A 22,999-nucleotide genomic window follows, 5' to 3' on the forward strand; every position below is an offset into this window, starting at 1 on the left:
CGGCCGCCTCTACCGAGACCCCCGCTGCCGCCCGGTTTTATGTACGATCCGAACCCTCGGGCGACGCTCAGTGCGACCCCCTTTCGACCTCCGCCTCTCCCTGCGAGGAAGACCATGAAGTTCACCGACGGCTTCTGGCGCATCCGTGACGGCGTCCGCATCGCGTACGCCACCGAGGTGCGCGATGTGCGCGTACAATCGAAGCGCTTCACTGCCTCCGCCACCGTGCAGAAGGTGACCCGCAGAGGAGACACGCTCAACGCGCCGCTCCTCACGGTCGACTGCTTCTCGCCCGCCGAGGGCGTCATCGGCGTGCGCGTCACCCATCACGCGGGCAGGCGCGACCCGGGCCCCGGCTTCGCGCTCGCCGCCGACCCCGGCGGCGCCGGCGCGGTGCGCGACGACGGCACGCTCACCGAGCTGACCAGCGGCCCGCTCACCCTGCGCCTGGACCGGTCCGCCCCGTGGACGCTGAGCTTCCACGACGCCGACGGCCGGGAGCTGACCCGTGCCGGCCGCAAGGGCACCGCCTTCGCCACCACCGACGACGGTGCCCACCACGTCCTCACGCAGCTCGCCCTCGGCGTCGGCGAGCAGATCTACGGCCTGGGGGAGCGCTTCACGCCGTACGTCAAGAACGGCCAGGTCGTCGACATCTGGCAGGCCGACGGCGGCACCAGCAGCGAGCAGGCGTACAAGAACATCCCGTTCTACCTCTCCTCACGCGGCTACGGCGTCTTCGTCAACCACCCCGGCGCCGTCTCCTTCGAGGTCGGCTCCGAGTCCGTGGGGCAGGTGCAGTTCAGCGTCGAGGACCAGACGATCGAGTACTACGTCGTCGCCGGCCCCACCCCCAAGGACGTCCTCACCCGCTACACCGCCCTGACCGGCCGGCCCGCCCTGCCGCCCGCCTGGTCCTTCGGCCTGTGGCTGACCACGTCCTTCACCACCGACTACGACGAGGCGACGGTGACGTCCTTCGTCGACGGCATGGCCGAGCGCGGCATCCCGCTGTCGGTCTTCCACTTCGACTGCTTCTGGATGCGCGAGTACCAGTGGTGCGACTTCGAGTGGGACCCCGAGGTCTTCCCCGACCCGGAGGGCATGCTGGCCCGGCTGAAGTCCAAGGGCCTGAAAGTCAGCGCCTGGATCAACCCCTACATCGCGCAGAAGTCGCCGCTCTTCGAGGAAGCGGCACGCCTCGGCCACCTGGTGCGCCGCCCGGACGGCGACGTCTGGCAGTGGGACCTGTGGCAGGCCGGCATGGGCCTGGTCGACTTCACCCGCCCCGACGCCCGCACCTGGTTCCAGGGCAAGCTCAAGGCGCTGCTCGACCAGGGCGTGGACTGCTTCAAGACCGACTTCGGCGAGCGCATCCCCACCGACGTCGTCTGGCACGACGGCTCCGACCCGCGGCGCATGCACAACTACTACACGCACCTGTACAACCGGACCGTCTTCGAGCTGCTGGAGAAGGAGCGCGGTCAGGGAGAGGCCGTGCTGTTCGCCCGCTCGGCGACCGCGGGCGGCCAGCAGTACCCGGTGCACTGGGGCGGCGACTGCTGGTCGTCCTTCGAGGCCATGGCCGAGTCGCTGCGCGGCGGGCTGTCCCTGTCGCTGAGCGGCTTCGGCTTCTGGAGCCACGACATCGGCGGCTTCGAGGGCACCCCCGACCCGGCCGTCTTCAAGCGCTGGCTCGCCTTCGGCCTGCTCTCCTCGCACAGCAGGCTGCACGGCTCCGACTCCTACCGGGTGCCCTGGCGCTTCGGCGAGGAAGCGGTCGAGGTCACCCGCCGCTTCACCCTGCTCAAGCACCGCCTCATGCCGTACCTGTACGGCGCCGCCGTCGAGGCCCACCGCACCGGTGTGCCGGTGATGCGCCCGATGGTCCTGGAGTTCCCGCACGACCCGGCGTGCCGCCCGCTGGACCGCCAGTACCTGCTGGGCCCCGACCTGCTGGTCGCCCCGGTCTTCACCGCGGACGGCGAGGTCGAGGTCTACCTGCCCGCCGGCACCTGGACCCACCTGCTGACCGGCGAGCGCGTCACCGGCCCGGCCTGGCGCACCGAGCGGCACGGCTACGACAGCCTGCCGCTGTACGTCCGCGAGGGCGCCGTCCTGCCGCTGGCGTCGGACGACAGCCGGCCCGACGGCGACTGGCTGGACACGCCGACGCTGCTCGTCCATCCCACCGCCGAACCCGGTTACCGCGCCGAGGTCACCGTGCCCGACCCGGCCGGCACCCCGGCGGCCACGTTCACCGTGCGGCGCGACGGCGACCGGCTGCGCGTCACCGCACACGGCACGGACCGGCGGTTCACGGTGACGGTGGCGGGCGGCGCGAGCGCGACCGGCGCGGGCGAGGTGACCGTACCGCTGGGCTGAGCGGTGCGGACTGCGGGCGGCCTGCGCGGCGGCGCCGTAGGGGGCGGGACCGTACGCCCCCGCGGGAAGGCTCGGGCTCGGGCAGGTCCGCGCTGACTGCTTCCGCCGCGGGGTCAGGGCTCCGAGAGGAACTCCGCGACGGCCCGGGTGAAGTCCTCGGGTGCCTCGTCGTGGACCATGTGACCGACCGGGATCGTGATCATCCGGGCGTGCGGGATGCGCCGGGCCAGCTCCGCCACGCCGTCCTGCGGGACGTGGCTGGCCGGTCCGCCCGCCACGACGAGCGTCGGGGCGGTGATCGCGCTCAGCCGGTCCAGCCAGGCCGGATCGGGCGTGTCGAGCTGCGGTCGCACGGCCGTCACCATGTCCCAGTCGAAGCCGAGTTCGCCCTCCGGACGGACCGGAACGGCCGGCTTCCGGGGCAGCGGCGCGGGCACGTCCTCCAGTACCAGCCGCGTCACGCGGTGCGGATGCCGCTGCGCCAGCAGATGGGCGACGACCCCGCCCAGCGAGTGCCCGACCAGGTCCACCGCACCGAGCGCGAGGGCGTCGAGGAAACCGAGCACGTCGGACGCCATCAGCTCCAGCGAGTAGGTCCCGGGCCACGCGCTGCGGCCGTGCCCGCGCAGATCCAGGGCGTACACCCGCCGGCCGCTGGCGAGCGCCCGCGCCACCGCGTGCCAGCTGCGGGCGTCCTCGCCGAGCGCGTGCAGCAGCACGGCGGGTCGCGCCTCCCGCGGCCCGGACACCTGGTAGGCGAGCCGGATGCCGTTCACGACGATCGTGCGGTGATCCACCATGCCCGGAGGCTAGCCCCGGAGCGGCCGCACCCGGCCCGGAATTCGCTGTCCGCAGAAGGAACCGTCGACGAAGAACGGTCAAGGGGGAGTCCTCTAGCGGCAGCCGTCGGCGAGGACGGCCTGGGCGCGGGCGTGCACCCGCTCGCCCTCCGGGGTGATGCGGATCAGCCGGGTGCGCGCGGAGGCGGGGTCGGGCACCTGCTCCAGCAGCCCCAGCACGACCAGGCCGTGCACGGCCTGGTGGGCGGTCTGCCGGGTCACCCCGATCCGGCGCGCGAGGTCGGACACCGTGGTGCCCTCCGGATCGAGGCTGGCGAAGACCAGGCCCTGGGCGCTGGTGACCGGCTGCTCGCCGGCCGCGCGCATGCCGGCGAAGAGCGCGTCCTCGAACCAGCGGCGGGCGTCCGCGAGCAGCCTCACCGGCGCCGCGGCGCACACCCCGGAGGCGCTGCTCCTCGGTCACGCAGCCGTGGACCGGGTGCCGGACGCCGTCGTGGAGGAGGTGTTCGCACAGTCCGTGGAGTTCGCCGAGCGGGTCCTACGGCGCCGCTGAGGAGGCGTCGCCGAGGGGCCGTGTCACCGCGGGTGTCACTGAGGGGATGTCACCGAGGGGGTGTCACCGAGGGGGTGTCGTCGAGGAGGCGTCAGCGCACCTTGGCGCGCAGGGCACCCGCGGTCGCCGCCGGACGGGCCGTCGCGCGGGCGGTGCGGCGCACCAGGTGGGCCTCACGGCTCAGGTCCCGGGCGCCGTGCCGGCTGCGCCACAGCAGCGACGGTGCGCTGCCGGTGTCGTCGGCCGCGATGAGCAGCCCGCCCAGCATGGACAGGTTCTTCAGGAAGTGGATGCGCTGCTGCGCCCGCTGCCCGGGGTCGTCCGCCTCCCAGAAGCGGTGCCCGGCGAGCGTGGTCGGCACCAGCGTCCCGGCGATCGCCAGCGCCGCCAGCCGGGGCATGCGCCCGGTGGCCAGCATGAGCCCGCCCACCACCTGCACCGCGCCGCTCAGCCGTACGGCCTGCTCGGTGCGCTCGGGCAGCAGCGGTACCCGTTCCTTGATCGGGCCGACCACGGGCTCCGCGGCCGGGGCGACCTTCTCGGGGGAGCGCAGCGAGTTCAGGCCGCCGGAGACGAACATGGACGCGAGCAGGGGACGGCCGACAAGGCGCAGCACACTCATGGCAACTCTCCAATGGTTCGACGGGCAGTGATCGCCGGGTTCCCGGCGGCGGACAGGCCCATGCGCGCGCCCCTCGTCACGCCGCATGGGCGGGTCGGCGTTCGCGGCTGCCGGGATGCCGGTGCCGCCAGGTCCAGAACACCGCGCACGACAGCAGCGCCCACCCGGCGAGCACCAGGAAGGGGAACGCGTGCTGGTGCCCGGCGAAGTACACGGCCGTGTGCTGGGCGCTCACCGAGGCGCCGGGCGGCAGCCAGCGGCCGATCACACCGAGCGGCGAGGGCAGCAGCGGCCAGGAGACCGCGCCACCGGACGAAGGGTTGCCCAGCAGCACCATCAGTCCCCACGTCGGCAGCATGGCCCAGCGGCCGATCAGGGTGTTGAACATCGTGAAGACCATGCCGGACGCGAACATCGTCAGCGCGAGGATCAGCCACGACTCCAGGAACGGCAGATGGACGGCGTCGAGCAGCCAGTCCACGACGGCGGCGATCGCGAAACCGCCGAGCAGGGCGTAGCCGATGGTGAACGCGATCCGCTCCACCGGGGTGAGCGCCCGAGCGTGCACGCTCAGCTGGATCGCCCCGACGAAACCGATGATCACGGCCGCCAGCGAGATGTAGAAGATGGCCAGCCCGCGCGGATCACCCTCCTGCAAGGGCTTGATGTCCCGCACGATGACGGCGACCCCTGTCGCGCGACCCACCGCGGGCGCGGTTTCGGACAGCACCTGCGCCACGGAGGCGCCCGACGCGCCGGAGACGTTCAGCGTCACGCTGCGCCCGTCCCCGTGCACGTCGAAGATCGCGAACACCTTCTGTTCGTCGAGTGCCTGCCGGGCCTGGGCGACGGTGCCGTAGGTGTGCACCTTCACCGAGGCGTTCAGCGCCTTCTCCATGCCGTCCAGGAAGGCCCGGCCCCGGGCCTGCTGGTAGGAGCCGACGACGGCCGAGGGGATCGAGTGCGGGGTGGGGTTGGCCATCGAGTACGTGTAGGAGCCCGCGAACAGCCCGGCGGCCGCGGCAAGGATCAGCGCCAGCACGGTCGCCGGCAGCAACGGGGAGTGCCGGAACGCGGCCCAGCGCTGCGCAGGTGTCGGCGGCCTGCCGTGGTCGCCGTGGGGCGTGTCGGCCATCGCGCGCACCCTCCCTCCACCAGGCACGACCCTGACACATCCGGGACGAACCGGCACGAGGTGGCAGTGCATTGGAGGGGGCCGCACGCACGGCGTCGGCGGCCGGGGGCGAAGGTCAGCCGCTCTCCGCCGTCTGCGTCGCGCCGGGCAACCGAAAGCGGTCCGCCTCGTCCTGCACCAGCAGCGAGAGCAGCGAGGCGACGGTCAGCCCGGCTTCGGCAGGGTGTCGCAGCACCTGGGAGGGATCGATGCTGTAGACGTTGCCCCGGCCCTCGCGGGTGTGCGAGAGGTAGCCGTCCTGCTCCAGATCGGCGATGATCTTCTGCACGGCGCGTTCCGTCAGCCGGCAGTGCGCCGCTATGTCGCGGATGCGCGCGCTGTGATTGTCTGCGATGGCCGCCAGGACCCGGGCGTGATTGGTCAGGAACGTCCACCCGGTATGCGACTCAGGCACTCCCTCCATGGGGCGATTGTACGGCTTCTGCTTCGTGTATACAAAAACCTGAAGTAGCTTTCATGTATAGGTTGACGGGTTGCTGTGCTCGGGGGAGCCTGGAGCGAGAGACGGTCATCACTGACCGGGGGAGGCGGAGGCGGTCATGCCGGAGCCTGTGGACGAGGAGCGGTCCTTCGTCGGGGACGGCCTCACGTACACGGTCAGGACGGGTGTGTCTCCGGCGCGTCCACGGCGTCTGCCGCTCATCGACGTACGCCCCGAGGGCGAGTGGGTACGGGTCACGGTGCGCGGGGATCTCGACCTCGACGCCGACGACGCGCTGGACCGTGCGCTGCGCTCCGCGCTGGCGCTGTCCGCCGGCGATGTCGAACTGGACCTGTCCGGTGTCGACTTCTGCGACTGCTCGGCGCTCAATGTGCTGCTGACGCACCGGCGTCGCGCCCTCGACGAGGGGAAGGCGCTCGTCCTCGGCGGGGCCGCCCCCGCGGTCCTGCGGCTGATGGAACTGACCGGCGCGCTCGCGCTGTTCGTCATGGACGACGACGCGGGGGAGTCCACGTCGACGGGTGACGACGCCCTGGAGGACCTGCGTGCCGAGGTCGTGCAACTGCGCCGGGCGATGCAGACCCGCCCGCTGATCGACCTGGCCCGCGGCATCCTGATGGCGTCCTTCGGGCTCAGCGCGGAGGACGCCTGGACGGTGCTGGTCACGGCCTCCCAGAACACCAATACCAAGCTCCACCACCTGGCCAGGGACCTGGTCGACGCGGTCCACGGCGACCCCCTGCCCGAAGCCACGCAACAGCACCTGGCGGCAGCGGTAGCCAAGATCACCACCGGTCCCGCGCCGAAGTAACTCCGGGCCCCGGGCGGCCTGCGGCCTTGCGGCTCTGCGCCCCCGCGTGCCCGGGGGCCGCTTTGGCGGATCGTACGAAGTTCGTCGTCGGCGGGTTACGGTGCGAGCGGTCTGATAGTAAACCTTCCTATCAGTGGCATCACGGTTCAACTCCCCACCCCCCACCTTCACTTGGAGTCTCCGTGTCGCATCCCCGCCCTGAGCCCGGTCTGCGTCGGCGTACGCTTCTCGGCATGACCGGCGCTCTCACCGCAGCATCCTTCTTCGGCATCTCCCGGGCCGCGGCGGCCCCTTCGTCCGCCGGCGGGCTCGACGACCCGGCGAAGAAGGAGATCGCCATGAAGCTCGTCTCGAGCGCGGAGAACTCCTCGCTCGACTGGAAGGCGCAGTACCAGTACATCGAGGACATCGGCGACGGCCGTGGCTACACCGCCGGCATCATCGGATTCTGCTCCGGTACGGGTGACATGCTCGACCTCGTCCAGCTCTACACCGACCGCAAGCCCGGCAACGTCCTCGCGCGCTACCTGCCGGCCCTGCGCCGTGTGAACGGCAGCGACTCGCACGCGGGCCTGGACCCCGACTTCCCCCGCGACTGGCGCAAGGCCGCCCGTGACAGCGCCTTCCAGCAGGCGCAGAACGACGAACGCGACCGTGTCTACTTCGACCCGGCCGTCCGCCAGGGCAAGAGCGACGGGCTGCGCGTCCTCGGCCAGTTCTGTTACTACGACGCCATCGTGATGCACGGTGACGGCGACGACCCCACCAGCTTCTCCGGCATCCGCAAGCGGGCCCTGCGCAATGCCGAGCCGCCCGCCCGGGGCGGCGACGAGGTGCGCTACCTGAACGCGTTCCTCGACGCGCGCGTGTGGGCCATGAAACAGGAGGAGGCCCACAGCGACACCAGCCGCGTCGACACCGCGCAACGGGTCTTCCTGCGCCAGGGCAATCTGAACCTCGACCCGCCGCTGGACTGGAAGGTCTACGGCGACAGCTACCACATCGGCTGACGTGCGGGCAGGGCCGGTCCTGACCGGCCTCGCACGGTCAGGACTCGTCCGCGCCCTCCAGTTCCGCCAGTTTCGTCGCGGCCGTCATCGCGTGGCGGCGCACGTCCCGCAGGCGGCGGTCCGCGGACCGGGCCCGCTCACGGGTCTCGCGTTCGTCGGCGTGCGCCTCGCGCTGCTCCTCCTCGGCCTGCCGCAGACGCTCACGCAACTCGCTCACCCGCTCGCGCAGTTCCTCCGCGCGATGTCCGGCCGCGTCGGCCTGCGCCGCGGCGGCCGCCGCCTCCTTCTCCGCGCCGTCCAGTTCCCGCTGCGCGGCCTCGGCCTCCTTGCGCGCCCGCTCCAGCCGGCGCCGCCGCTCCGCCTCCCGCGCCCTGTCCCGGCGGGCCGCCGCGGACGCCCGTCCGGCCGTGGTCTCGGCCGTCGGCTCAGCCGTAGTGCCGGACGCCGGGCCGGTCGGGGCCCGCGCCGTGCCCGCCCGGCGTACCGCCTCCGGGCCCGCGGTGGGGAATCCGACCGGCTGCTCCAGCGGTTTGACCAGGTGCCCGGCGGCCCACTCGCGGGCCGCTTCGGGGTCGGCGAGCACGGCGTGCAGCGTGGCCTCCACCTCGCGCTGGGCGTCGTCGCCGATCGGATGCCCGGCGTCGGCGGTGAGCTGCCGGGCCTGCCGGGCCAGCGCGCCGACGAGCGAGCGCTGCCGGCGCGTCAGCTCGCGCAACTGCCCGCCGTCCAGCTCGCGGTGCGCCTGCCGCAGCCCCTCGCCGAGCTCCAGCAGAGGTGCGACCGCGTCGGGCCGCTCGCGCACCAGCAGATTGGCGGCCCACGCCGACAGGCTCGGGCGGCGCAGCCGGGCGATCCGGCCGGCCAGCGTCCGGTCGCCGGCCGTGCGGGCCGCCGCCGCACGGGTGTTGCGGGCGGCGGTGAACTCCTCCGGCCGCAGCCCGTACAGCTCGTCGGCGACGCTGTCCAGGTCCACCGGTCATCCCCGGCGTCAGCGCGCGGGTTCCGCCCCCGCGGCGGCCGGCATCCGGTCCGGCGCCGGCAGGTGGTAGACGTGGAACGCCCGCCCGATCACGGGCTGGGCGACGTTGCGCACCCGCACCCCGCCGCTCGTCATCCCGTGCTCGGTGCCCGCGTGCGCGTGCCCGTGCACCGCCAGGTCCGCGCCCGTCTCGTCGATGGCCTCGGCCAGCAGATAGCTGCCGAGGAAGGGGTAGATCTCCAGCGGTTCGCCCGCGAGGGTGTCCGGCACCGGGGAGAAATGGGTGAGCGCGATCCGTACGGCGCAGTCCTGCCCGGCGAGCCGCTCCAGCGCCCCTCGCAGCCCGTCGGCGCAGCGGCGCGAGTAGCGCACGAACTCCTTCATCAGCGGTTCTCCGAACTCCCCGGCGTTGCGCCCGGCGAAGCCGCCGCCGAACCCCTTCGTGCCGGCCACCCCGATGCGGCCCGCCGGGCAGTCCAGCACGGTCTCCTCGCCCTCCAGGACGTGCGCGCCGCCGTCCTTCAGGATCGCCGTGACCTCCTCGGGCCGTTCGTCGTGGTGGTCGTGGTTGCCGAGCACGGCGACCACCGGGACGCCCAGGGCCGCGATCTCCCGCGCCACCACGCGGGCCTCCTCCGGCGTGCCGTGCCGGGTCAGGTCACCGGCCAGCAACAGCACGTCGGCGCAGTCGGGCAGGGTCTCGAACGCGGGCCGCAGCACGCCCTGGCTGTCGGGGCCCATGTGGATGTCTCCGACGGCTGCGATGCGGATCATGCCAGCTCCTCCGCCTGGTCGGGGGACGACGCCTCGGCGACGACGAGGTCGCAGTGGACCGTGAGACCGCCGAGCGCCTCGGACACGAGACGCGCGACCTCGTCGCGGCAGTGCGCGGACGGCACGGTGCCCGTCACCAGGACCGACTCGCCGTGGACGGCGACCTGTACGCCCAGTTCGGCCAGCGTCCCCTCGGCGAGGCGCTCGCGCAGATGGGCGACGCGGTAGTCCATGGTGCTCATGGAAGCTCCTTCTGCGGGGCGATCACGTTCAGACGTTCGAGCAGGAAGAGGAACGCGGCGGGCATCGGCTCCTCACCGCACTCGCGCCGCACCTGCTCCCAGTCGACCTTCTCGCGCAGGGCGCGGGCGACCGGCAGGACCGCGCCGAAGTCGCAGTAGTGCTCGGAGAACGCGGAGACCAGGCTCGCGACGAGGTCCGTCGCCGACAGCACCGGCATGACGACCGACTCCACCGGGATCTCCTCGGCCCGGTCGAGCATCTCCGTCGTCACGGGGCGGTGCGCCAGCTCGAAGATGATGTCGATGGACTGGCCGAAGCATTCGGTCTTCAGCAGCCAGTCCTCCGGGGGGACGAGCACTTCGAGACCGCCCTCGCGCAGGGTCTCCGCGATCGTGTCGGCGTCCTCGGCGCGGACGCAGAAGTCCGCGTCGTGCTGGAGATTGGTGCCGGCGCCGTGCGCGTACGCGGCGACGCTGCCGGCCAGCGCGAACCGGTGGCCCTGCTGTTTCAGCAGCGCGCCGACCTGTTTGGTCGCCTCCAGGATGGCCTGGGTACGGTCCCGTGGCAGATCCTGCGCCCCGGTGACCTCGGGCGGCAGCACTGTCGCGAGCCGCAGGCCGCCGCTCGACGCACGCCGTGCCGAGGCGGGGTCGTCACCGTGCTGCGTCATCACCACTCCCTTCGGCGCGACAGGGCGGCGTGGACCGCGCCGCCCCGTTCGTCGCACCCCGTAGCTGGTTCCAAGTACCCGGGGCACCGGCCCCGACACGGATCACCGCTGGGCCACCACCCTCAGCGTCTGCACCGTGGAGTCGGCGGCGTCCGGGATGAGCATCCCGTGTTCGACGCCGCTGCGCAGGTAGTCCAGCACCGCGTCGGTGATGACCTCGCCCGGCGCGACCGCCGGGACACCCGGCGGGTACGGGCTGATCATCTCGGCGCTGATCCGCCCTGCGGCCCGCTCGGCCGGCACATGCTCGACGGGCGCGAAGAACGCCTCGCGGGGCAGCATCGCCTGCTCCAGCTCCAGCGTGGACGGCTCCGGCAGCCGCACGTACGGCCGGCGCTCGATGGTGTCGGCCTTCTCGACCAGCGCCTGCAGCGCGTCCAGCAGGACCCGCTCGGTGGTGTCGTCGTCGGAGTGCGTGATCGAGGCGCTGATCCGGCAGGTGTCGGAGCCGCCCATGTCCACGTGCCGGTTCGCGCGCAGCCACTCGGTGGCCTGCATGCCGCTGATGCCGAGCTCCCGCACATCGATCACGATCTTGAGCGGGTCGAAGTCCGCGGCCAGCCCCTCCTCGACGATCTCCTGGCCCATGACCCGCAGCCCCGGCAGCTCGTCGGCCGCCGCCCGGATCCGCCGCTCCCGCCGCAGGGCCGCGTCCAGCAGCCCGTGTCCCTGCTCCACCATCTGGCGCCGCCAGCCGTCCAGGGTCGCGAACACCAACGTCGACGCGCTGGTGGTGCCCAGCAGGTCCTCGCGCTGCTTGAGCGCCTCGCTGGAGATCCGGTCGTACTGCAGATGGAAGACGGAGCTCTGCTCGACGGCCCCGCCCATCTTGTGCACGCTCGTCAGGACCAGGTCGGCCTCGGCGTTCATGCCCCAGACGGGCAGCTCGGGATGGAACGGCAGATGCGCGCCCCACGCCTCGTCCACGATCAGCGGTACGTCGAACTCGTGGCACACCCGGGCCACACCCGCGATGTCCGCGCAGGACCCCCAGTCCGTCGGGGTGATCAGCAGCATGCCCTTGGCGTCCGGATGTTCACGCAGCTTCCTGCGCACGTCGTCGGGCTCCGGCGGATGCGCCAGATGCCGCTCGGTGTCGAACTCGGGGTGCACCCAGATCGGCTCCACCCCGTTGACGACGACGGCCGCCACCACGGACTTGTGGGCGTTGCGCGAGATCAGCAGCTTCTCCCCGGGACCCGCCGCGGCGAGCATCGCCGTCTTGACCGACAGCGAGCTGCCGCAGGTGGAGAAGAACGCCTCCCTCGCCCCGACCGCGTCCGCCATGAGCTCCTGGGCCTGACTGATCACGCCCTGCGACTGACGGCGGTCGTCCAGCCCGTTGAGGCTGAGCACGTCCGAACGGAAGACGTCCATCCCGACGACGTCCACCACGCGCGGGTCCGCACCCCGGCCCTGTTTGTGGCCCGGCGGGCCGTAGGAGATGTCGCCACGGCGCCGGAACTCCTGCAGCGCCTCCAGGACAGGGGCACGCGAGTGGTCCATCGTTCCTCCCGATCGCACGGGTCACCGGCCGCGCGCCGGACGGCCGCGCGGAGCGGCCGCGTCGAGCGGCCGTACCCACCGTGTTGCACCGCCACGGCGGGTGAAACTCCGGGGGTGTCAGGGCCGCGGACCCTGGAACCCGTCCCGCCATGAACACCGGCCCCCGGAAGGACGTGTGACCGTGACACCGGACGGCGTCCACGACACCCTGCGCGCCGACGTGGCCGGCCGGGCCGACGCACTGTGGGACGTCGCCCTGCGCCTCCACGCGGACCCCGAGTACGCCTTCGCCGAACACCGGGCCGCCGCCCTGCTCACCGGCGAGCTCCAGCGCGCCGGGTTCGGCGTACGACGGGAGGTGGCGGGCATGCCGACCGCGTTCACCGCCCGCTCGGGCCAGGGCAGGCCGACGGTGGCCCTGCTCCTGGAGTACGACGCGCTGCCCGGTCTCGGCCACGCCTGCGGCCACAACCTGATCGCCGCCGCGGGCCTGGGCGCCGCGCTCGCCCTGCACACGGTGCTCGGCGGGGCGCCCGGCAGCGTGCTCGCCGTCGGCACCCCGGCCGAGGAGGGCGGCGGCGGCAAGGCACTGGAGGTGGACGCCGGCGTGTTCGACGACGTCGACGCCGCACTGATGTTCCATCCCGGGGTGTACGACTGGGTGCGCGCGCCGCTGACCGCACAGGTGCAGTACCGGATCGGCTTCCACGGCCGCGCGGCCCACCCCACCGGCAACCCGACCGAGGGGATCGACGCACTGGCCGCGCTGATCGAGCTGTTCAACGTGGTGCACGCGCTCGGGCGGCGCCTGCCGCCGGCCTCCCATGTGCAGGGCATCGTCACGCACGGCGGCACCGCCACCAACATCGTCCCCGAGTACGCCGAGGGCCGCTTCGGCCTGCGCGCCGCCACCACCGCCGAACTGGACACCCTGACCGAGCAGCTGCGCGCGTGCGCGGAGGGTGTCGCGCGGGCCACGGGGACCCGGGCGGAGGTGGAGCGGGCCGCGGTCCGCTACGACCACTTCCAGGACAGCGAGGTGCTCTCGGAGCGGTTCGCCGCGCACGCCGCAGAGGCCGGCATCACGCTGACGCCGCCCGTGCCCGGCGTGCAGCTGGGGTCGTCGGACATCGGCAACGTCAGCGCCCGGGTCCCCGCCATCCACCCCTTCGTCGCCATCATGGACGCGGACGGGTCCGACCACACTCCCGAGTTCGCCCGGGCGGCGGCCTCGCCCCGGGCCCGCGCCGTGCTGACCGCCGCCGCGCAGGCCCTCGCGTGCACGGCGGCGGACGTCCTGTTCGACGCCGGCCTGCGCGCCTTCGCGTGGGCGCGGCACCGGCAGGGCGACGGCGTGGCGTCCGCGCACCGGCCGTACGACAAGGAGGGGGTCAGCCCTCCGTCTTCGAGCAGTACAGGAACAGATGCGGCTCCGGCGCCGCCGAGGCGTGCGCCGGGGTGAATTCCCGGGCGTGACGTGCCAGCACGGTCAGGCCCGCCGAGCGGGCCAGCGCGGCGAAGTCCTCGGCGCCGAAGCTGGTCGCGCGCACGGGCTGCCCCATGAAGTCGATCGGCAGGTCCTCCACGTCCGCCGGTACCGTGGCGAGGACCATGCTCGCGCCGGGGCGCAGGGCCCGTGCCAGTCTCCCGACGACCCCGGTCTGCTCCTGCCGGGACATCTGGAGCAGGGAGAAGTACACGCACACCGCGTCGAACGACGCGTCCTCCAGCGGCAGTTCCCGGATGTCGGCGCGGCGGAAGCGCGCGTCCGGGACCTGGCGGGCAGCGAGGGACACCATGACGGGGGAGACGTCGACGCCCAGCACGTCATGGCCCGCACCGGCCAGCACGGCGGCCGTGGGGCGGCCGGTTCCGCTGCCCACGTCCAGCACGCGGCTGCCCGGCGCCAGTCGCCCGAGCAGCCAGTCCAGGGACGCCAGATGGGCCGGGGAGGCGGCGAACGCCTTCTCGTAGTCCGCGCCCAGCGCGTCGAACACCACCGCCGCCGGTGACCGTTCCTCGGACTCGCTCACGGTGCCTCCTGCCTGTGTCTGTGCGGGCCTGCGCGGATCGGGCGGGCGCCTGCCGGATCTGACGGGTGCGCACCGGATCTGCCCACCCTTGCCGGACCCTACGCGTGGACGACGGGCGACCGCAGACGTTTCCCTGCGCGCTGTGCCCTCCGCCCTGTGGCCCTCCGCCCTGTGGCCCTCCGCCCTGTGGCCCTCCGCCCTGTGGCCCTCCGCCCTGTGGCCCTCCGCCCTGTGGCCCTCCGCCCTGCGGCCCTCCGGCTCGCGACCCCGCTCCTGCAGGCCGTGCTCGCGGGCGGCCGCCTCGGACGGGTCCCGGCGCGGCTCCCGTCGGCGCGGCCCTCACAGGCGCGGACCGGCACCCCCACCGGACCGCCGCGCCTACTGCACTTGCCCCCTCTTGCGTCCCCCATCGCGGGAAACAGCCGCGCCGGCGCCATGAGGCGGGGACGACGCGGCAAGGCCTATGGCTCCACGACGTCCGACGTCTCGTCGCCCTCGTCCGAGCTCAAGGAGGCCCTTCGTATGGTCGGCAGACACACCGCGCGCACCGGCCGCGCCGCCCTGGTGGCGGCCGGCGCCCTCGCCCTGGCCGCGGTCCACCCCGCCGCGGGCGCCACCCCGCCCGCCCCCGGTCCCGTCCCGTCCGCGGCGCAGACGCTCGGGGCTGACCGGCCCTCGGCGGCGATGCTCCAAGCACTCCAGCGAGACCTGAAGCTGACCTCCGCTCAGGCCACGGCCCGTCTGGTGAACGAGGCCGAGGCCGGGACCCGTGCGGGCCGGCTGCGCAACGCGCTCGGCACGCGCTTCGCCGGCGCCTGGGTCAAGGGCGCCACCGCGGCCCAGCTCACGGTCGCCACCACGCGCGCCTCCGACGCGTCCGCCATCCGCGCCCAGGGCGCGAAGGCCGTCGTCGTCAAGACGTCGCTGAGCGACCTGCGGGCGGTCAAGGACAAGCTCGACAAGGCCGTACTGCGGGCGAAGGCCGTGACCACGCCGGTGCGGTACGTCGACGTGCGCACCAACCGTGTGGTCGTCCAGGCCACCAGCCGTCAGGCCGGGAACGCCCTGGTCAAGGCCGCGGGGGTACCCGCGAAGCAGGTCACCGTGCGGGTCTCGAAGGAACGGCCCCGCCCGCTGGCGGACCTCGTCGGCGGCGACGCCTACCACATCAACAACGAATTCCGCTGTTCCATCGGCTTCTCCGTCACCAAGGGCGAGCAGAACGGCTTCGCCTCGGCGGGCCACTGCGGCAAGCCCGGCGACACCACCACCGACCCGAACGGCACCGCGCAGGGCACCTTCCAGGCCTCCACCTTCCCGGGCAAGGACATGTCCTGGGTGGGGGTCACCAGCGGCTGGACCGTCACCCCGACGGTGCGGGGCGAAGGCGGGGCGACGGTGAACGTCGCCGGTTCCGTCGAGGCGATGGTGGGTGCGTCCGTGTGCCGTTCCGGTTCCACGACCGGCTGGCACTGCGGCACGATCCAGGAGCAGAACGCCACCGTCAGCTACGCGGAGGGCACCGTCAACGGCCTGACCCAGACGTCGGTCTGCGCCGAGCCGGGCGACTCCGGCGGCCCGTACATGGCCGGCGCGCAGGCCCAGGGCACGACCTCCGGCGGCTCCGGGGACTGCACGAGCGGCGGTACGACCTTCTTCCAGCCGATCAACCCGACGCTGAGCGACTTCGGGCTCACCCTGGTGACCGCCACGGCCCAGAACAACGCCCCGCTGCCGCAGGACACGGCCGCCGACGCATGGGCCACGGGACGGGTGTACGAGACCGGCGCGACCGTGACGTTCGGCAAGGTGCGCTACCAGTGCCTGCAGGCCCACCAGGCGCAAGCCGCCTGGGCGCCGGAGAGCACCCCGGCGCTGTGGCAGCGCGTGTGAGCGACGCCTGAGCGGTCCGGCGCCCCGGCCCCCGGGGCGCCGGACCGGCGCGGGGTCACCCAGGCGGCCGGCGCTCAGGTCTCGTCGTCGGCCAGCAGCGAGTACGCCGTCGACACGAACGGGTCACCGGAGCGGAACCGGCGGGTGCACACGGCCGCCAGCGCGGTGCCGGTGTCGGGCCGGAACCCCAGGAACGCCTGCTGGCCGAGCGTCGCGCCGCTGTGGAAGTACATCGGCCCGCCGTCGGTCGGATGCCGGAACCAGGTGAGCGTGTGCGTGTGCCGGTGCCCGAGTCCCCGGCGCAGCACCGGCACCCGCACCGCCGCCAGCGCGTCGCCCAGCACGGAGCCGGCCGGTTCCAGGTGGGCCTCGAGGAAGGTGAGCAGGTCGTGCGGGGCGGCCCGGACGGCGCCGGCGGCCTGGAACCCGCCGGGGTCGAAGGCCGCGACGAGCGTCCGGCCGTCCTTGGTGTACCCCACGGCGTCGGTGTCGGGGGAGCCGGCCCGCAGCGCCGTGGCGTGCAGGGCGAGCGGGCCCAGCACATGGGTGGCGACCAGGTCCTCCCAGGACGTTCCGGTGGCCGCGGCGAGGGCGTGGCCGAGCACGGCGACGCCGAAGTTGGAGTAGTGCCAGCGGCTGCCGGGCCGGTGCCGGGGCCGGGCGCGCAGGAACGCCTCGACGACCCGTTCCGCCGGGTAGCGGGCGTAGGGCTGGGTGTGCCAGGCGGGCAGTGCGCGCGGCAGGAAGTCACGCGGCAGGGCGGGCAGTCCCGAGGTGTGCGTGATCAGGTGCGTGAGGGTGATCCCGGCGGTGTGCGTCGCCCGGCCGGGTGCCAGGCAGGCGGCGGCCGGCTCGTCGCCGGTGAGCGTGCCGCGCGCGATCAGCTCGGCCAGGAGCAGTCCCGTGAAGGTCTTCGAGGCCGAGCCGATCTCGTAGCGCAGCTCTTCGCGGGCGGTGGTGGCGGCCCGATGGCCGCCGCTGTGGACGATCCGGTGCCCGCGCCGGGAGAGGGCGAACACGGCGTCGGGCGCGTCGACGGCGTCCACGGCGGCCGTGAGGCGTTCGCGGGCGCGGTCCTCGTCGCCGGACACCGGGGGAGCCGCGCCGGACCGGGTCTCGTCGAGGGCGGCCACGCCCGGCCACCGCGTGCGGTGCTCGCCGTTCATGACGCGTGGGCCAGTTCGGACAGGGCCCGGGACAGGGCCAGCGTGGACGCGAACGCCGCGACCAGGGTGGGGTGGTAGACCATGTCGAACACCTCGTCCCGTTCGCCGTGTGGCATGGTGCGCACCGCGGGCATGGCGCCGTCCGGTTGCTGGGCTGCGGCGAAGCCCTCCCAGGCCCCTGCGTCGAGGGTGGGCCGGGGCAGGCAGGCGTCGACCACGAGCAACTCGCCGAGCAGGTCCCAGCGTTGCAGGTCCAGCCAGTCGTCGAGCCACACCGGCAGCCACAGGGCCAGGTAGTCGGCGGCGTCGGCGGGCAGGCCCTCGGGGTGTTCACCCCAGTCGGTGAGGTGGAACACCGCGTGGGTGATGTCGTAGGCGGTGTGGCCCTCGACCGTCCACGGCTCGGGACGGCGGGCGAGCCAGGTGCCGCGGTAGGCCTCGGCCTCCGGGGTGCGCGGGGTCAGGCCGAAGCGGCGCTGGAACGCCGACAGACCGAGCCTGCGGGTGGGGGTCGTCTCGAAGGCGGACCAGCTCTCCAGCCGGTGGTTGAGGGCGGTGGTCCGCTCGATCTCGGGGCGGCTGTAACCGAGTTCCCGGAACGGCAGGTACACCTCGAACGGGATCGGGGAGAAGGGCTCGGTGCGCTGTCCGCGGTCGAGCATGCGGCCGCCGTCGAGGGTGTCGCGCCACACGTGGTCGAGCAGATGGCGGGCCAGCTCCGTCTGGCGCGAACCGGCCACGCCCTCGCGGAAGAGGACGGTGCACACCAGGGCGAGTTCGCCGAGGGGCTTGAAGCGTTCCAGGAAGCCCACCTCCGGATCCACGTCGGGTTCCAGGCGGAAGCCGTCGCGGTGGTCCCACAGCCATTCGAGGGCGCGGACCCCGACGGTGTGCATCAGGCGTGCGCCGGTCATGCGGGTGCTCCTTGTCGGCCCTGGGGGATCCGGGAGTCCCCGTCGAGGCGGCCGAGGGCCAGCACGCCCGCGAAGGCCGCCATGAGGGTGGAGTGGTAGTGGCCGAGGAAGTCCGGGGGGTCGTCGGGGCCGGCCGCGCCGCCGGCCTCCTCGGGGACGGCGCCCGTCGGGTGCCGGGCGGCGGCGAGCGCGGTCCAGGCGGCATCGTGCCCGGCGGGGTCGGACGCGCGGGGCACGCTCGCCGCCACGGCCAGCAGTTCGCAGCACAGGTCCCACTGGCCCGCGTCGAGGCAGGTGTCGAGCCAGGCCGGCAGCCACAGCGCCAGATAGTCGGCGAGGTCTGGCGGGAGGCCGGGGCCGCCGCGCCCCCAGTCGGTGAGGTGGTAGACGACATGGGTCAGCGTGTAGCCGGAGAGGCGTTCGAACGTCCACGGCTCGGGCAGACCGCCGAGCCAGGTGCGGCGCAGCACCTCCGCCACCTCGCCGTCGGGCCGGCGGCCGCAGTGCCGTTCGGCGAGCAGCACGCCGAGCCGCCGTACCGGCCACTGCTCGACGAGCCGGCGGCCGCGGGTGCCGGCCACCCGGGCGGCCAGCGCGGCGAAACCCTCGTGGCGAAGGCCCGCCGACGCGAACGCGGCGTACACCTCCAGGGGATACGTGGCGAAGGGCTCGCGGCGCTGCTGACGCACGAGCAGGTCGCCCTGCCCGGTCAGCTTCCACGCGTACTCCAGCAGGTCCGTGGCCTGGGCGTGCAGGGGGTCCGCGGGCGCGGTGCGGGCCAGCGTGGTGGAGCAGACCTGGGCGAGTTCGCCGAGCGGCTTCCAGGTGGTGTTCACCACCTGCGGGTCGTCGAGGGTGCCGTCGCCGAGGACGAACCGCTCGCGTTCGGCGGACACCCAGGCGAACGCCGCCTCGGTCACCTCCCGCACCCGGGCCGCGCTCACGCCGCGACTCCGCTGCGCATCAGACGTGCGGCCGCCACTTGAAGGGCCACGCACGCGTCGCCGCCGCCCATCAGGTCCACGAAGTCCAGCCCGGCGTCCAGCCCGAGGGTTTCGGGAACGTCCTCGAGCAGGACCAGCCAGCGTCCGGCTCCGGCGGCCTGCCGCCAGTCGCGGCGGCGTACGGCGCGTACGAAGCCCCGGCTGACGTCGACGACCCGTTGCTGTGCCCCGCGGGACACGGCGCTGTCCTCGCCCGGTACGGCGAGGGGAGCCAGGACGGCCAGCCGATGGGTCAGTCCCTGCCAGGGCTCGTCCCGCAGCCAGTCGGTGCCGGGCTCGGCGGGCAGGGGGCCGGAGAACGCGGGGTCGACGCCGCGCAGGGCACGGATCATGCCCCAGTGGCTCCACGCCACCGCGGGGGCGGCGTCGAGGCGGGGCGCGAACGCCTGGGCCGCCGTGTGCACCGTGGCCAGTTCGTGTGCGGCGGGTGCCGTGTCCGACAGGACGTACGGCAGGAGCAGATCGGCTCCCAGCACCCGCACCGCGGCGAGGGTGACGCCGTCCGCCCGGTCGTTCAGGGCCTCGCCGGGCAGGGGGGCGTGGCCGCCGCCGCGGAGGGCGGAGGCCACGCCGGAAGCGAGGTCCTGCACCACGCCCTGGAGAAGGGTCGAAGTACCTGACTGCTCCATGTGATGCTCCCGTTCGATCCGTCAGCCCTTCTTCGGGCGGGGGGTCGGCGGGGACAGCAGGAGGGTGGTGGTGCCGGCCTGCAGAGCGAGCGCGGCGCACTCCCTGCTGTCGCGGTAGACACCGTCGGGCTCGGCGGGGTCCAGGACTTCGTCCAGTTCGACGTCGACGAGTTCGTCGATCATGCGGTCGGTGGAAGGCATATGACCATCTCCCTGTGCGGTTGAGCGGATACCCACTTCACCGGTTCACCCGTTTTGGGCTGATGATGCATAAAATCCCATAAATCACTTTTCGTCACTTCTTCAACAGTCGGCACGGGGGCTGCGCAGGCCCGGCGGCTGTTCCTCCCGAGGTCACCGTGATGACCGGTTCACCCCGGCCCGTTCGTCAACGACCCCTGTGGCGGCGGCTGTTGCGGCCACGCCGCCGCGCTGCTGCGCTCCGGACCGGGCATGGCCGACGTGGCGGGCCTGCCGGTGCAGCCGGAGTCGGGCGCGCGCCGTTGTCAGTGGTGGATGCGAGGCTGTGGCCATGGACGAGACGGAGTTCATGCGAGGCCGTGTTTACGGCGCCGACCACGAGGACGCCTCGCCCCGCCCGGGCCGCGTCTACGCCGAGCTGGTGGGCGGCCCGCTGGACGGACTACTGCTGGACGTCACCGACGCGGCGCAGCCCTGCGCGGGCGGGAGCGTGGCCCTGCCGACCGAGATAGGCCGCCACGGGCCCGGGGGCCGCGCGGTGTACGCGCCCCGCGCGTCGGACCCGGGCCGTTTCGACTGGCAGGGCGACGTCCCCTGACCGGCTTCGGGCGGGCAGGCGCCCCCCGGCCCAGCCCGCCTGGCCGACCGACTGGCGGCTACTGTCCGTGTCCGCGGGGGCGGTGCGGGGCCGACTTTCCAGTACCGCCAGTAACATGATCACCTTGTCTCCGGGTGCCCCGTACAGTCAATTCCGGCGCCGTCCGACCCACGCGCCTTCATCCGGAGATGTGTCATGCCCTCTGAGAATGCGGCCCTCGAAGAAGCCCGCGCCACCTATCAGCAGCACCTGCGCACATGCCGCCAGTGTCACGCCGACCAGGCCGCTTGCGCCGTCGCCAAACACCTGATGCGCATCTACAACAACGCCCGTCGGCAGCACAACGGCCCTGGCTCACCCGAGCACTGACGCGGCGTCAGCCGCGTCGCACCCGCCGTGGCACGGCCGTGCGGCCCACCGACGCGGCGAGCTTGCGCACCCGCCGCCAGTTCATCCGGGGCGGCGGCTCCGGCACTCCGGGGCGCTGCCGGGGCACCCGCACCCGCAGCGCGCGGCGGGCGATACGGCAGTGCACCGGGGTGGTCAGCACATGCGCCTCGCCGTCGATGCCGACCTCGACGGCCGCCTGATCCGCTTCCACGACCACCTCACGCGCCGCGGCGATCGTGAGCCCGGCGGGCTGCGGATCCAGCAGGAGCGCCGCCGCCTCCACCGCGCTGTCCACCCGGACGCCCAGCACGCCGAGCGTCCCCGTGTCCAGCCGGTCCCGCCGGCCGAGCCCCAGCGGATCCCCCGTGCGATAGGGGTTGTTGCTCACCAGCACCGCGTGCGGCTCGTGCAGTTCGGAAGCCTCGGCCGGGGCCCCTCGCAGCCGGGCCGTCAGCCGCGGACCGTCCTGACGGGTCAGCAGATCGGGCAGCATCTCCAGCGCGGTGCCGACCTTGTCACCCCGGTACGCCGGGTTCTGGATGACCGCGGCGTAGGCACCGAACGAGGCGTTGTTCACGAACGGGTGCCCGCCCGCGAAGCCCAGGTCCACCCGCAGCTCCACCCCGTCGACGAGGGCGTCCAGACCGGCGGCCGGGTCCTCCCGGTCCAGCCCGAGATCCATGGCGAAGTGGTTGCGGGTGCCCGCGCTGATCACCAGGAAGGGCAGTCCGTGCTCCGCGGCCACCGCCGCCACCAGCGCCTGTGTGCCGTCGCCGCCCGCCGCGCCCAGCAGGTCCGCGCCGCGCCGGACGGCCGCCTGCGCCAGCGCGGTGACGTCCTGCTCCTCGGCCGGATCCAGCAGGACCACCTCCGCGCCGAGCGCCTCCGCCTTCTCCTTCAGGCCGAAGCGCTCCACCTTGCCGTCCCCGGACCGCGGGTTCATGATCAGGAACGGCCGGCGGGCCGGCACAGCCGTCCGTTCGCGCATCCGGGGGGTGTGCTCACCGGTGCTGCGCAGGGCGTACCGGCCGCACCACACGGCCACGCCCCACAGCGCCGGGGAGACGAGGAGCGCCCACAGGAGCGTCACCGCGAACAGCGCGACCACGGCCGCCGGCGTGACCACGGCCAGCACCGCCGCCGCCACCCGGACCGGGCCCCGCCGGGACAGCGCCCACCACAGGGCGGCGGCCGTCACACCGAGCCCGGCCGTGCCGGCCAGCATGAGCAGCAGCCCATTGACGCCGCCGACCAGGACGGGCAACAGCACGGCGGCCGCGGCCGCCGCCAGGGACGCCCGCGCGGCCCACCGCTGTCCAAAGGGGACATGTCCGCCGAAGTCCACGCCGCCCGCCTCCTCCCACACCGCGTTCATCGTAGGCGCCGCGGCGCCCAGCGCCCACGCGGGGCGCTCGTCCGAGACGGCCGGCGCAGTGGTGAGCGAGCCGGGAACCTTCGCCGTGCGCGGGACGGCTTGGACCACGCCAGGAGGGGCACGCGGAACGAGGTGCAGCTCCCGACCCGAGGAACGGTGCAGCGATGAGCGAGTACGAGCGTTCGCGCACGATGCCGGCGCAGCCCGAGCACGTCTTCGACCAGGCAGCGCAGGTCGATCAGCTGGACGCCTGGCTGCCACGGGCCCTGCATGTGCGGGCCGAGGACCTGCCGGCCGTCACCGTGCACGACGACAGCGGCGACCACGACACGGCCGCCCTTCTGAGGCCCCGGCCCGAGCAGATGCGCATCGAGTGGGGCACACGCGACCAGGGCGACTACACCGGCTGGCTCCAGGTCGCCGGGATGGGCAGCGGAGCCAGCGAGGTGACCGTGCACCTGTCGTTCTTCGACGAGGACCACGACCCCGGCGAGCAGCGGGTGCAGGAAGCCCTCGACGCCAGCCTGGAGCGCCTGGAGCACCAGGTCAGGATCCGGGAGGACGGCGCGGCCGGCTGACCCCACCGGCGTGACCGCCGAGCGGCGCGGGACCCGTGACACGGAGTCCCGCGCCGCTCGGCGGTCCGCCGTCCCTTCAGCCGTCCGGCGGACACCCGCACGACCGCCACTCCCGCATGCTCGGCACTCCCGCATGCCCGGCACGCCCGCACGCGCGGGGGCCGCGTG

General features: G+C 73.5%; 26 protein-coding genes. 9 read left to right on the forward strand and 17 right to left on the reverse strand.

The genetic code is table 11. The annotated features are described in order from the left end of the window. The first annotated feature begins 114 nt into the window (after window positions 1–114). On the forward strand, window positions 115–2,385 hold the full coding sequence (gene yicI, locus ACZ64A_RS05945; RefSeq protein WP_469808468.1) for an alpha-xylosidase: 2,271 nt from the start codon (window positions 115–117) through the stop codon (window positions 2,383–2,385). A gap of 113 nt (window positions 2,386–2,498) precedes the next feature. Here the strand turns inward: yicI and ACZ64A_RS05950 are convergent, their stop codons facing one another. Both ACZ64A_RS05950 and ACZ64A_RS05955 read right to left on the reverse strand, forming a co-directional pair. Further along, window positions 2,499–3,185, reverse strand: coding sequence for an alpha/beta fold hydrolase (locus tag ACZ64A_RS05950; RefSeq protein WP_469808469.1), 687 nt, complete (start codon window positions 3,183–3,185; stop codon window positions 2,499–2,501). A gap of 93 nt (window positions 3,186–3,278) precedes the next feature. Further along, window positions 3,279–3,551, reverse strand: coding sequence for a MarR family winged helix-turn-helix transcriptional regulator (locus ACZ64A_RS05955; RefSeq protein WP_469808470.1), 273 nt, complete (start codon window positions 3,549–3,551; stop codon window positions 3,279–3,281). Between ACZ64A_RS05955 and ACZ64A_RS05960 the strand changes: the two genes are divergently transcribed. Then, the gene (locus ACZ64A_RS05960) at window positions 3,550–3,738 is read left to right on the forward strand and encodes a hypothetical protein (protein WP_469808472.1); all 189 of its coding nucleotides are present in this window, start codon (window positions 3,550–3,552) and stop codon (window positions 3,736–3,738) included. The genes ACZ64A_RS05955 and ACZ64A_RS05960 overlap by 2 nt on opposite strands. Window positions 3,739–3,829: 91 nt before the next feature. Here ACZ64A_RS05960 and ACZ64A_RS05965 read toward each other — a convergent pair whose 3' ends face one another. The 3 genes from ACZ64A_RS05965 to ACZ64A_RS05975 form a co-directional block, all read right to left on the reverse strand. After that, entirely contained in the window at window positions 3,830–4,360 is a 531-nt protein-coding gene (locus ACZ64A_RS05965; protein ID WP_469808473.1) for a DoxX family protein, read from the reverse strand. 76 nt (window positions 4,361–4,436) lie between these two features. Then, on the reverse strand, window positions 4,437–5,495 hold the full coding sequence (locus tag ACZ64A_RS05970) for an ABC-2 transporter permease (protein ID WP_469808474.1): 1,059 nt from the start codon (window positions 5,493–5,495) through the stop codon (window positions 4,437–4,439). Between the two features lie 115 nt (window positions 5,496–5,610). Continuing rightward, window positions 5,611–5,958, reverse strand: coding sequence for a helix-turn-helix transcriptional regulator (locus ACZ64A_RS05975; RefSeq protein WP_469808476.1), 348 nt, complete (start codon window positions 5,956–5,958; stop codon window positions 5,611–5,613). Window positions 5,959–6,094: 136 nt separating this feature from the next. On the opposite strand from ACZ64A_RS05975, the gene ACZ64A_RS05980 reads away from it, so the two are divergent. Both ACZ64A_RS05980 and ACZ64A_RS05985 read left to right on the forward strand, forming a co-directional pair. Further along, complete coding sequence (locus ACZ64A_RS05980; protein WP_469808477.1) at window positions 6,095–6,808, forward strand: ANTAR domain-containing protein; 714 nt, start codon at window positions 6,095–6,097, stop codon at window positions 6,806–6,808. 233 nt (window positions 6,809–7,041) lie between these two features. Then, the gene (locus ACZ64A_RS05985) at window positions 7,042–7,818 is read left to right on the forward strand and encodes a chitosanase (RefSeq protein WP_469808478.1); all 777 of its coding nucleotides are present in this window, start codon (window positions 7,042–7,044) and stop codon (window positions 7,816–7,818) included. 37 nt (window positions 7,819–7,855) lie between these two features. Here the strand turns inward: ACZ64A_RS05985 and ACZ64A_RS05990 are convergent, their stop codons facing one another. The 5 genes from ACZ64A_RS05990 to ACZ64A_RS06010 form a co-directional block, all read right to left on the reverse strand. Then, complete coding sequence (locus ACZ64A_RS05990) at window positions 7,856–8,791, reverse strand: hypothetical protein (RefSeq protein WP_469808479.1); 936 nt, start codon at window positions 8,789–8,791, stop codon at window positions 7,856–7,858. Window positions 8,792–8,806: 15 nt separating this feature from the next. Next, window positions 8,807–9,571, reverse strand: coding sequence for a metallophosphoesterase family protein (locus ACZ64A_RS05995; protein ID WP_469808480.1), 765 nt, complete (start codon window positions 9,569–9,571; stop codon window positions 8,807–8,809). Beyond that, a complete protein-coding gene (locus ACZ64A_RS06000) occupies window positions 9,568–9,813 on the reverse strand; it encodes a BON domain-containing protein (RefSeq protein WP_469808481.1) in 246 nt (81 codons plus the stop codon). Before ACZ64A_RS06000 ends, ACZ64A_RS05995 begins: the two co-directional genes overlap by 4 nt. Then, the gene (locus ACZ64A_RS06005) at window positions 9,810–10,484 is read right to left on the reverse strand and encodes a nucleotidyltransferase family protein (protein WP_469808483.1); all 675 of its coding nucleotides are present in this window, start codon (window positions 10,482–10,484) and stop codon (window positions 9,810–9,812) included. The genes ACZ64A_RS06000 and ACZ64A_RS06005 overlap by 4 nt, the downstream gene beginning before the upstream one ends. Window positions 10,485–10,586: 102 nt before the next feature. After that, complete coding sequence (locus tag ACZ64A_RS06010) at window positions 10,587–12,050, reverse strand: aminotransferase class I/II-fold pyridoxal phosphate-dependent enzyme (RefSeq protein ID WP_469808484.1); 1,464 nt, start codon at window positions 12,048–12,050, stop codon at window positions 10,587–10,589. A 175-nt stretch (window positions 12,051–12,225) separates the two neighbouring features. Between ACZ64A_RS06010 and ACZ64A_RS06015 the strand changes: the two genes are divergently transcribed. Then, window positions 12,226–13,512, forward strand: a complete 1,287-nt coding sequence (locus ACZ64A_RS06015; protein WP_469808486.1) for an amidohydrolase — start codon at window positions 12,226–12,228, stop codon at window positions 13,510–13,512. Here ACZ64A_RS06015 and ACZ64A_RS06020 read toward each other — a convergent pair. Beyond that, the gene (locus ACZ64A_RS06020; RefSeq protein ID WP_469808487.1) at window positions 13,442–14,083 is read right to left on the reverse strand and encodes a class I SAM-dependent methyltransferase; all 642 of its coding nucleotides are present in this window, start codon (window positions 14,081–14,083) and stop codon (window positions 13,442–13,444) included. The genes ACZ64A_RS06015 and ACZ64A_RS06020 overlap by 71 nt on opposite strands. A gap of 522 nt (window positions 14,084–14,605) precedes the next feature. Here ACZ64A_RS06020 and ACZ64A_RS06025 point away from each other — a divergent pair. Beyond that, window positions 14,606–15,976, forward strand: coding sequence for an alpha-lytic protease prodomain-containing protein (locus ACZ64A_RS06025; protein WP_469808488.1), 1,371 nt, complete (start codon window positions 14,606–14,608; stop codon window positions 15,974–15,976). Between the two features lie 74 nt (window positions 15,977–16,050). Here the strand turns inward: ACZ64A_RS06025 and ACZ64A_RS06030 are convergent, their stop codons facing one another. Genes ACZ64A_RS06030 through ACZ64A_RS06050 form a run of 5 tightly spaced genes read right to left on the reverse strand, consistent with a single transcriptional unit; the run spans window position 16,051 to window position 19,890 of the window. After that, a complete protein-coding gene (locus ACZ64A_RS06030; RefSeq protein ID WP_469808490.1) occupies window positions 16,051–17,142 on the reverse strand; it encodes a serine hydrolase domain-containing protein in 1,092 nt (363 codons plus the stop codon). After that, window positions 17,139–18,056, reverse strand: coding sequence for a DUF6895 family protein (locus ACZ64A_RS06035; protein ID WP_469808491.1), 918 nt, complete (start codon window positions 18,054–18,056; stop codon window positions 17,139–17,141). Before ACZ64A_RS06035 ends, ACZ64A_RS06030 begins: the two co-directional genes overlap by 4 nt. After that, window positions 18,053–19,000: a DUF6895 family protein gene (locus tag ACZ64A_RS06040; protein WP_469808492.1), complete on the reverse strand. Its 948-nt coding sequence runs from the start codon at window positions 18,998–19,000 to the stop codon at window positions 18,053–18,055. Before ACZ64A_RS06040 ends, ACZ64A_RS06035 begins: the two co-directional genes overlap by 4 nt. Continuing rightward, complete coding sequence (locus ACZ64A_RS06045; protein ID WP_469808493.1) at window positions 18,997–19,689, reverse strand: hypothetical protein; 693 nt, start codon at window positions 19,687–19,689, stop codon at window positions 18,997–18,999. The genes ACZ64A_RS06040 and ACZ64A_RS06045 overlap by 4 nt, the downstream gene beginning before the upstream one ends. 21 nt (window positions 19,690–19,710) lie before the next feature. After that, complete coding sequence (locus tag ACZ64A_RS06050; protein ID WP_469809108.1) at window positions 19,711–19,890, reverse strand: hypothetical protein; 180 nt, start codon at window positions 19,888–19,890, stop codon at window positions 19,711–19,713. Between the two features lie 331 nt (window positions 19,891–20,221). Between ACZ64A_RS06050 and ACZ64A_RS06055 the strand changes: the two genes are divergently transcribed. Continuing rightward, the gene (locus ACZ64A_RS06055) at window positions 20,222–20,488 is read left to right on the forward strand and encodes a hypothetical protein (protein WP_469808495.1); all 267 of its coding nucleotides are present in this window, start codon (window positions 20,222–20,224) and stop codon (window positions 20,486–20,488) included. Between the two features lie 195 nt (window positions 20,489–20,683). Continuing rightward, window positions 20,684–20,857 (forward strand): hypothetical protein, encoded by a 174-nt coding sequence (locus ACZ64A_RS06060; protein WP_469808496.1) that lies wholly within the window; start codon window positions 20,684–20,686, stop codon window positions 20,855–20,857. Between the two features lie 7 nt (window positions 20,858–20,864). Here the strand turns inward: ACZ64A_RS06060 and ACZ64A_RS06065 are convergent, their stop codons facing one another. After that, window positions 20,865–22,253: a diacylglycerol/lipid kinase family protein gene (locus tag ACZ64A_RS06065; RefSeq protein ID WP_469809076.1), complete on the reverse strand. Its 1,389-nt coding sequence runs from the start codon at window positions 22,251–22,253 to the stop codon at window positions 20,865–20,867. A 164-nt stretch (window positions 22,254–22,417) separates the two neighbouring features. Here ACZ64A_RS06065 and ACZ64A_RS06070 point away from each other — a divergent pair, with 164 nt between their 5' ends. Continuing rightward, window positions 22,418–22,831 (forward strand): SRPBCC family protein, encoded by a 414-nt coding sequence (locus ACZ64A_RS06070; RefSeq protein WP_469808497.1) that lies wholly within the window; start codon window positions 22,418–22,420, stop codon window positions 22,829–22,831. The last annotated feature ends 168 nt before the right edge of the window (window positions 22,832–22,999 follow it).

It is taken from the genome of Streptomyces sp. NPDC104814 (genome assembly GCF_055583185.1).

What these genes read in the sequence shown, in the direction of transcription:
- ACZ64A_RS06055 (WP_469808495.1), top strand. Translation starts at nt 20,222, where the DNA reads ATGGACGAGACGGAGTTCATGCGAGGCCGTGTTTACGGCGCCGACCAC.
- ACZ64A_RS06050 (WP_469809108.1), bottom strand. Translation starts at nt 19,890, where the DNA reads ATGCCTTCCACCGACCGCATGATCGACGAACTCGTCGACGTCGAACTG.
- ACZ64A_RS05965 (WP_469808473.1), bottom strand. Translation starts at nt 4,360, where the DNA reads ATGAGTGTGCTGCGCCTTGTCGGCCGTCCCCTGCTCGCGTCCATGTTC.
- ACZ64A_RS06010 (WP_469808484.1), bottom strand. Translation starts at nt 12,050, where the DNA reads ATGGACCACTCGCGTGCCCCTGTCCTGGAGGCGCTGCAGGAGTTCCGG.
- ACZ64A_RS06030 (WP_469808490.1), bottom strand. Translation starts at nt 17,142, where the DNA reads ATGAACGGCGAGCACCGCACGCGGTGGCCGGGCGTGGCCGCCCTCGAC.
- ACZ64A_RS05995 (WP_469808480.1), bottom strand. Translation starts at nt 9,571, where the DNA reads ATGATCCGCATCGCAGCCGTCGGAGACATCCACATGGGCCCCGACAGC.
- ACZ64A_RS05980 (WP_469808477.1), top strand. Translation starts at nt 6,095, where the DNA reads ATGCCGGAGCCTGTGGACGAGGAGCGGTCCTTCGTCGGGGACGGCCTC.
- ACZ64A_RS06065 (WP_469809076.1), bottom strand. Translation starts at nt 22,253, where the DNA reads ATGAACGCGGTGTGGGAGGAGGCGGGCGGCGTGGACTTCGGCGGACAT.
- ACZ64A_RS05950 (WP_469808469.1), bottom strand. Translation starts at nt 3,185, where the DNA reads ATGGTGGATCACCGCACGATCGTCGTGAACGGCATCCGGCTCGCCTAC.
- ACZ64A_RS05985 (WP_469808478.1), top strand. Translation starts at nt 7,042, where the DNA reads ATGACCGGCGCTCTCACCGCAGCATCCTTCTTCGGCATCTCCCGGGCC.
- ACZ64A_RS06035 (WP_469808491.1), bottom strand. Translation starts at nt 18,056, where the DNA reads ATGACCGGCGCACGCCTGATGCACACCGTCGGGGTCCGCGCCCTCGAA.
- ACZ64A_RS06025 (WP_469808488.1), top strand. Translation starts at nt 14,606, where the DNA reads ATGGTCGGCAGACACACCGCGCGCACCGGCCGCGCCGCCCTGGTGGCG.
- ACZ64A_RS06070 (WP_469808497.1), top strand. Translation starts at nt 22,418, where the DNA reads ATGAGCGAGTACGAGCGTTCGCGCACGATGCCGGCGCAGCCCGAGCAC.
- ACZ64A_RS06045 (WP_469808493.1), bottom strand. Translation starts at nt 19,689, where the DNA reads ATGGAGCAGTCAGGTACTTCGACCCTTCTCCAGGGCGTGGTGCAGGAC.
- ACZ64A_RS06005 (WP_469808483.1), bottom strand. Translation starts at nt 10,484, where the DNA reads ATGACGCAGCACGGTGACGACCCCGCCTCGGCACGGCGTGCGTCGAGC.
- ACZ64A_RS06000 (WP_469808481.1), bottom strand. Translation starts at nt 9,813, where the DNA reads ATGAGCACCATGGACTACCGCGTCGCCCATCTGCGCGAGCGCCTCGCC.
- ACZ64A_RS05960 (WP_469808472.1), top strand. Translation starts at nt 3,550, where the DNA reads ATGCCGGCGAAGAGCGCGTCCTCGAACCAGCGGCGGGCGTCCGCGAGC.
- ACZ64A_RS05955 (WP_469808470.1), bottom strand. Translation starts at nt 3,551, where the DNA reads ATGCGCGCGGCCGGCGAGCAGCCGGTCACCAGCGCCCAGGGCCTGGTC.
- yicI (WP_469808468.1), top strand. Translation starts at nt 115, where the DNA reads ATGAAGTTCACCGACGGCTTCTGGCGCATCCGTGACGGCGTCCGCATC.
- ACZ64A_RS05970 (WP_469808474.1), bottom strand. Translation starts at nt 5,495, where the DNA reads ATGGCCGACACGCCCCACGGCGACCACGGCAGGCCGCCGACACCTGCG.
- ACZ64A_RS06060 (WP_469808496.1), top strand. Translation starts at nt 20,684, where the DNA reads ATGCCCTCTGAGAATGCGGCCCTCGAAGAAGCCCGCGCCACCTATCAG.
- ACZ64A_RS05975 (WP_469808476.1), bottom strand. Translation starts at nt 5,958, where the DNA reads ATGGAGGGAGTGCCTGAGTCGCATACCGGGTGGACGTTCCTGACCAAT.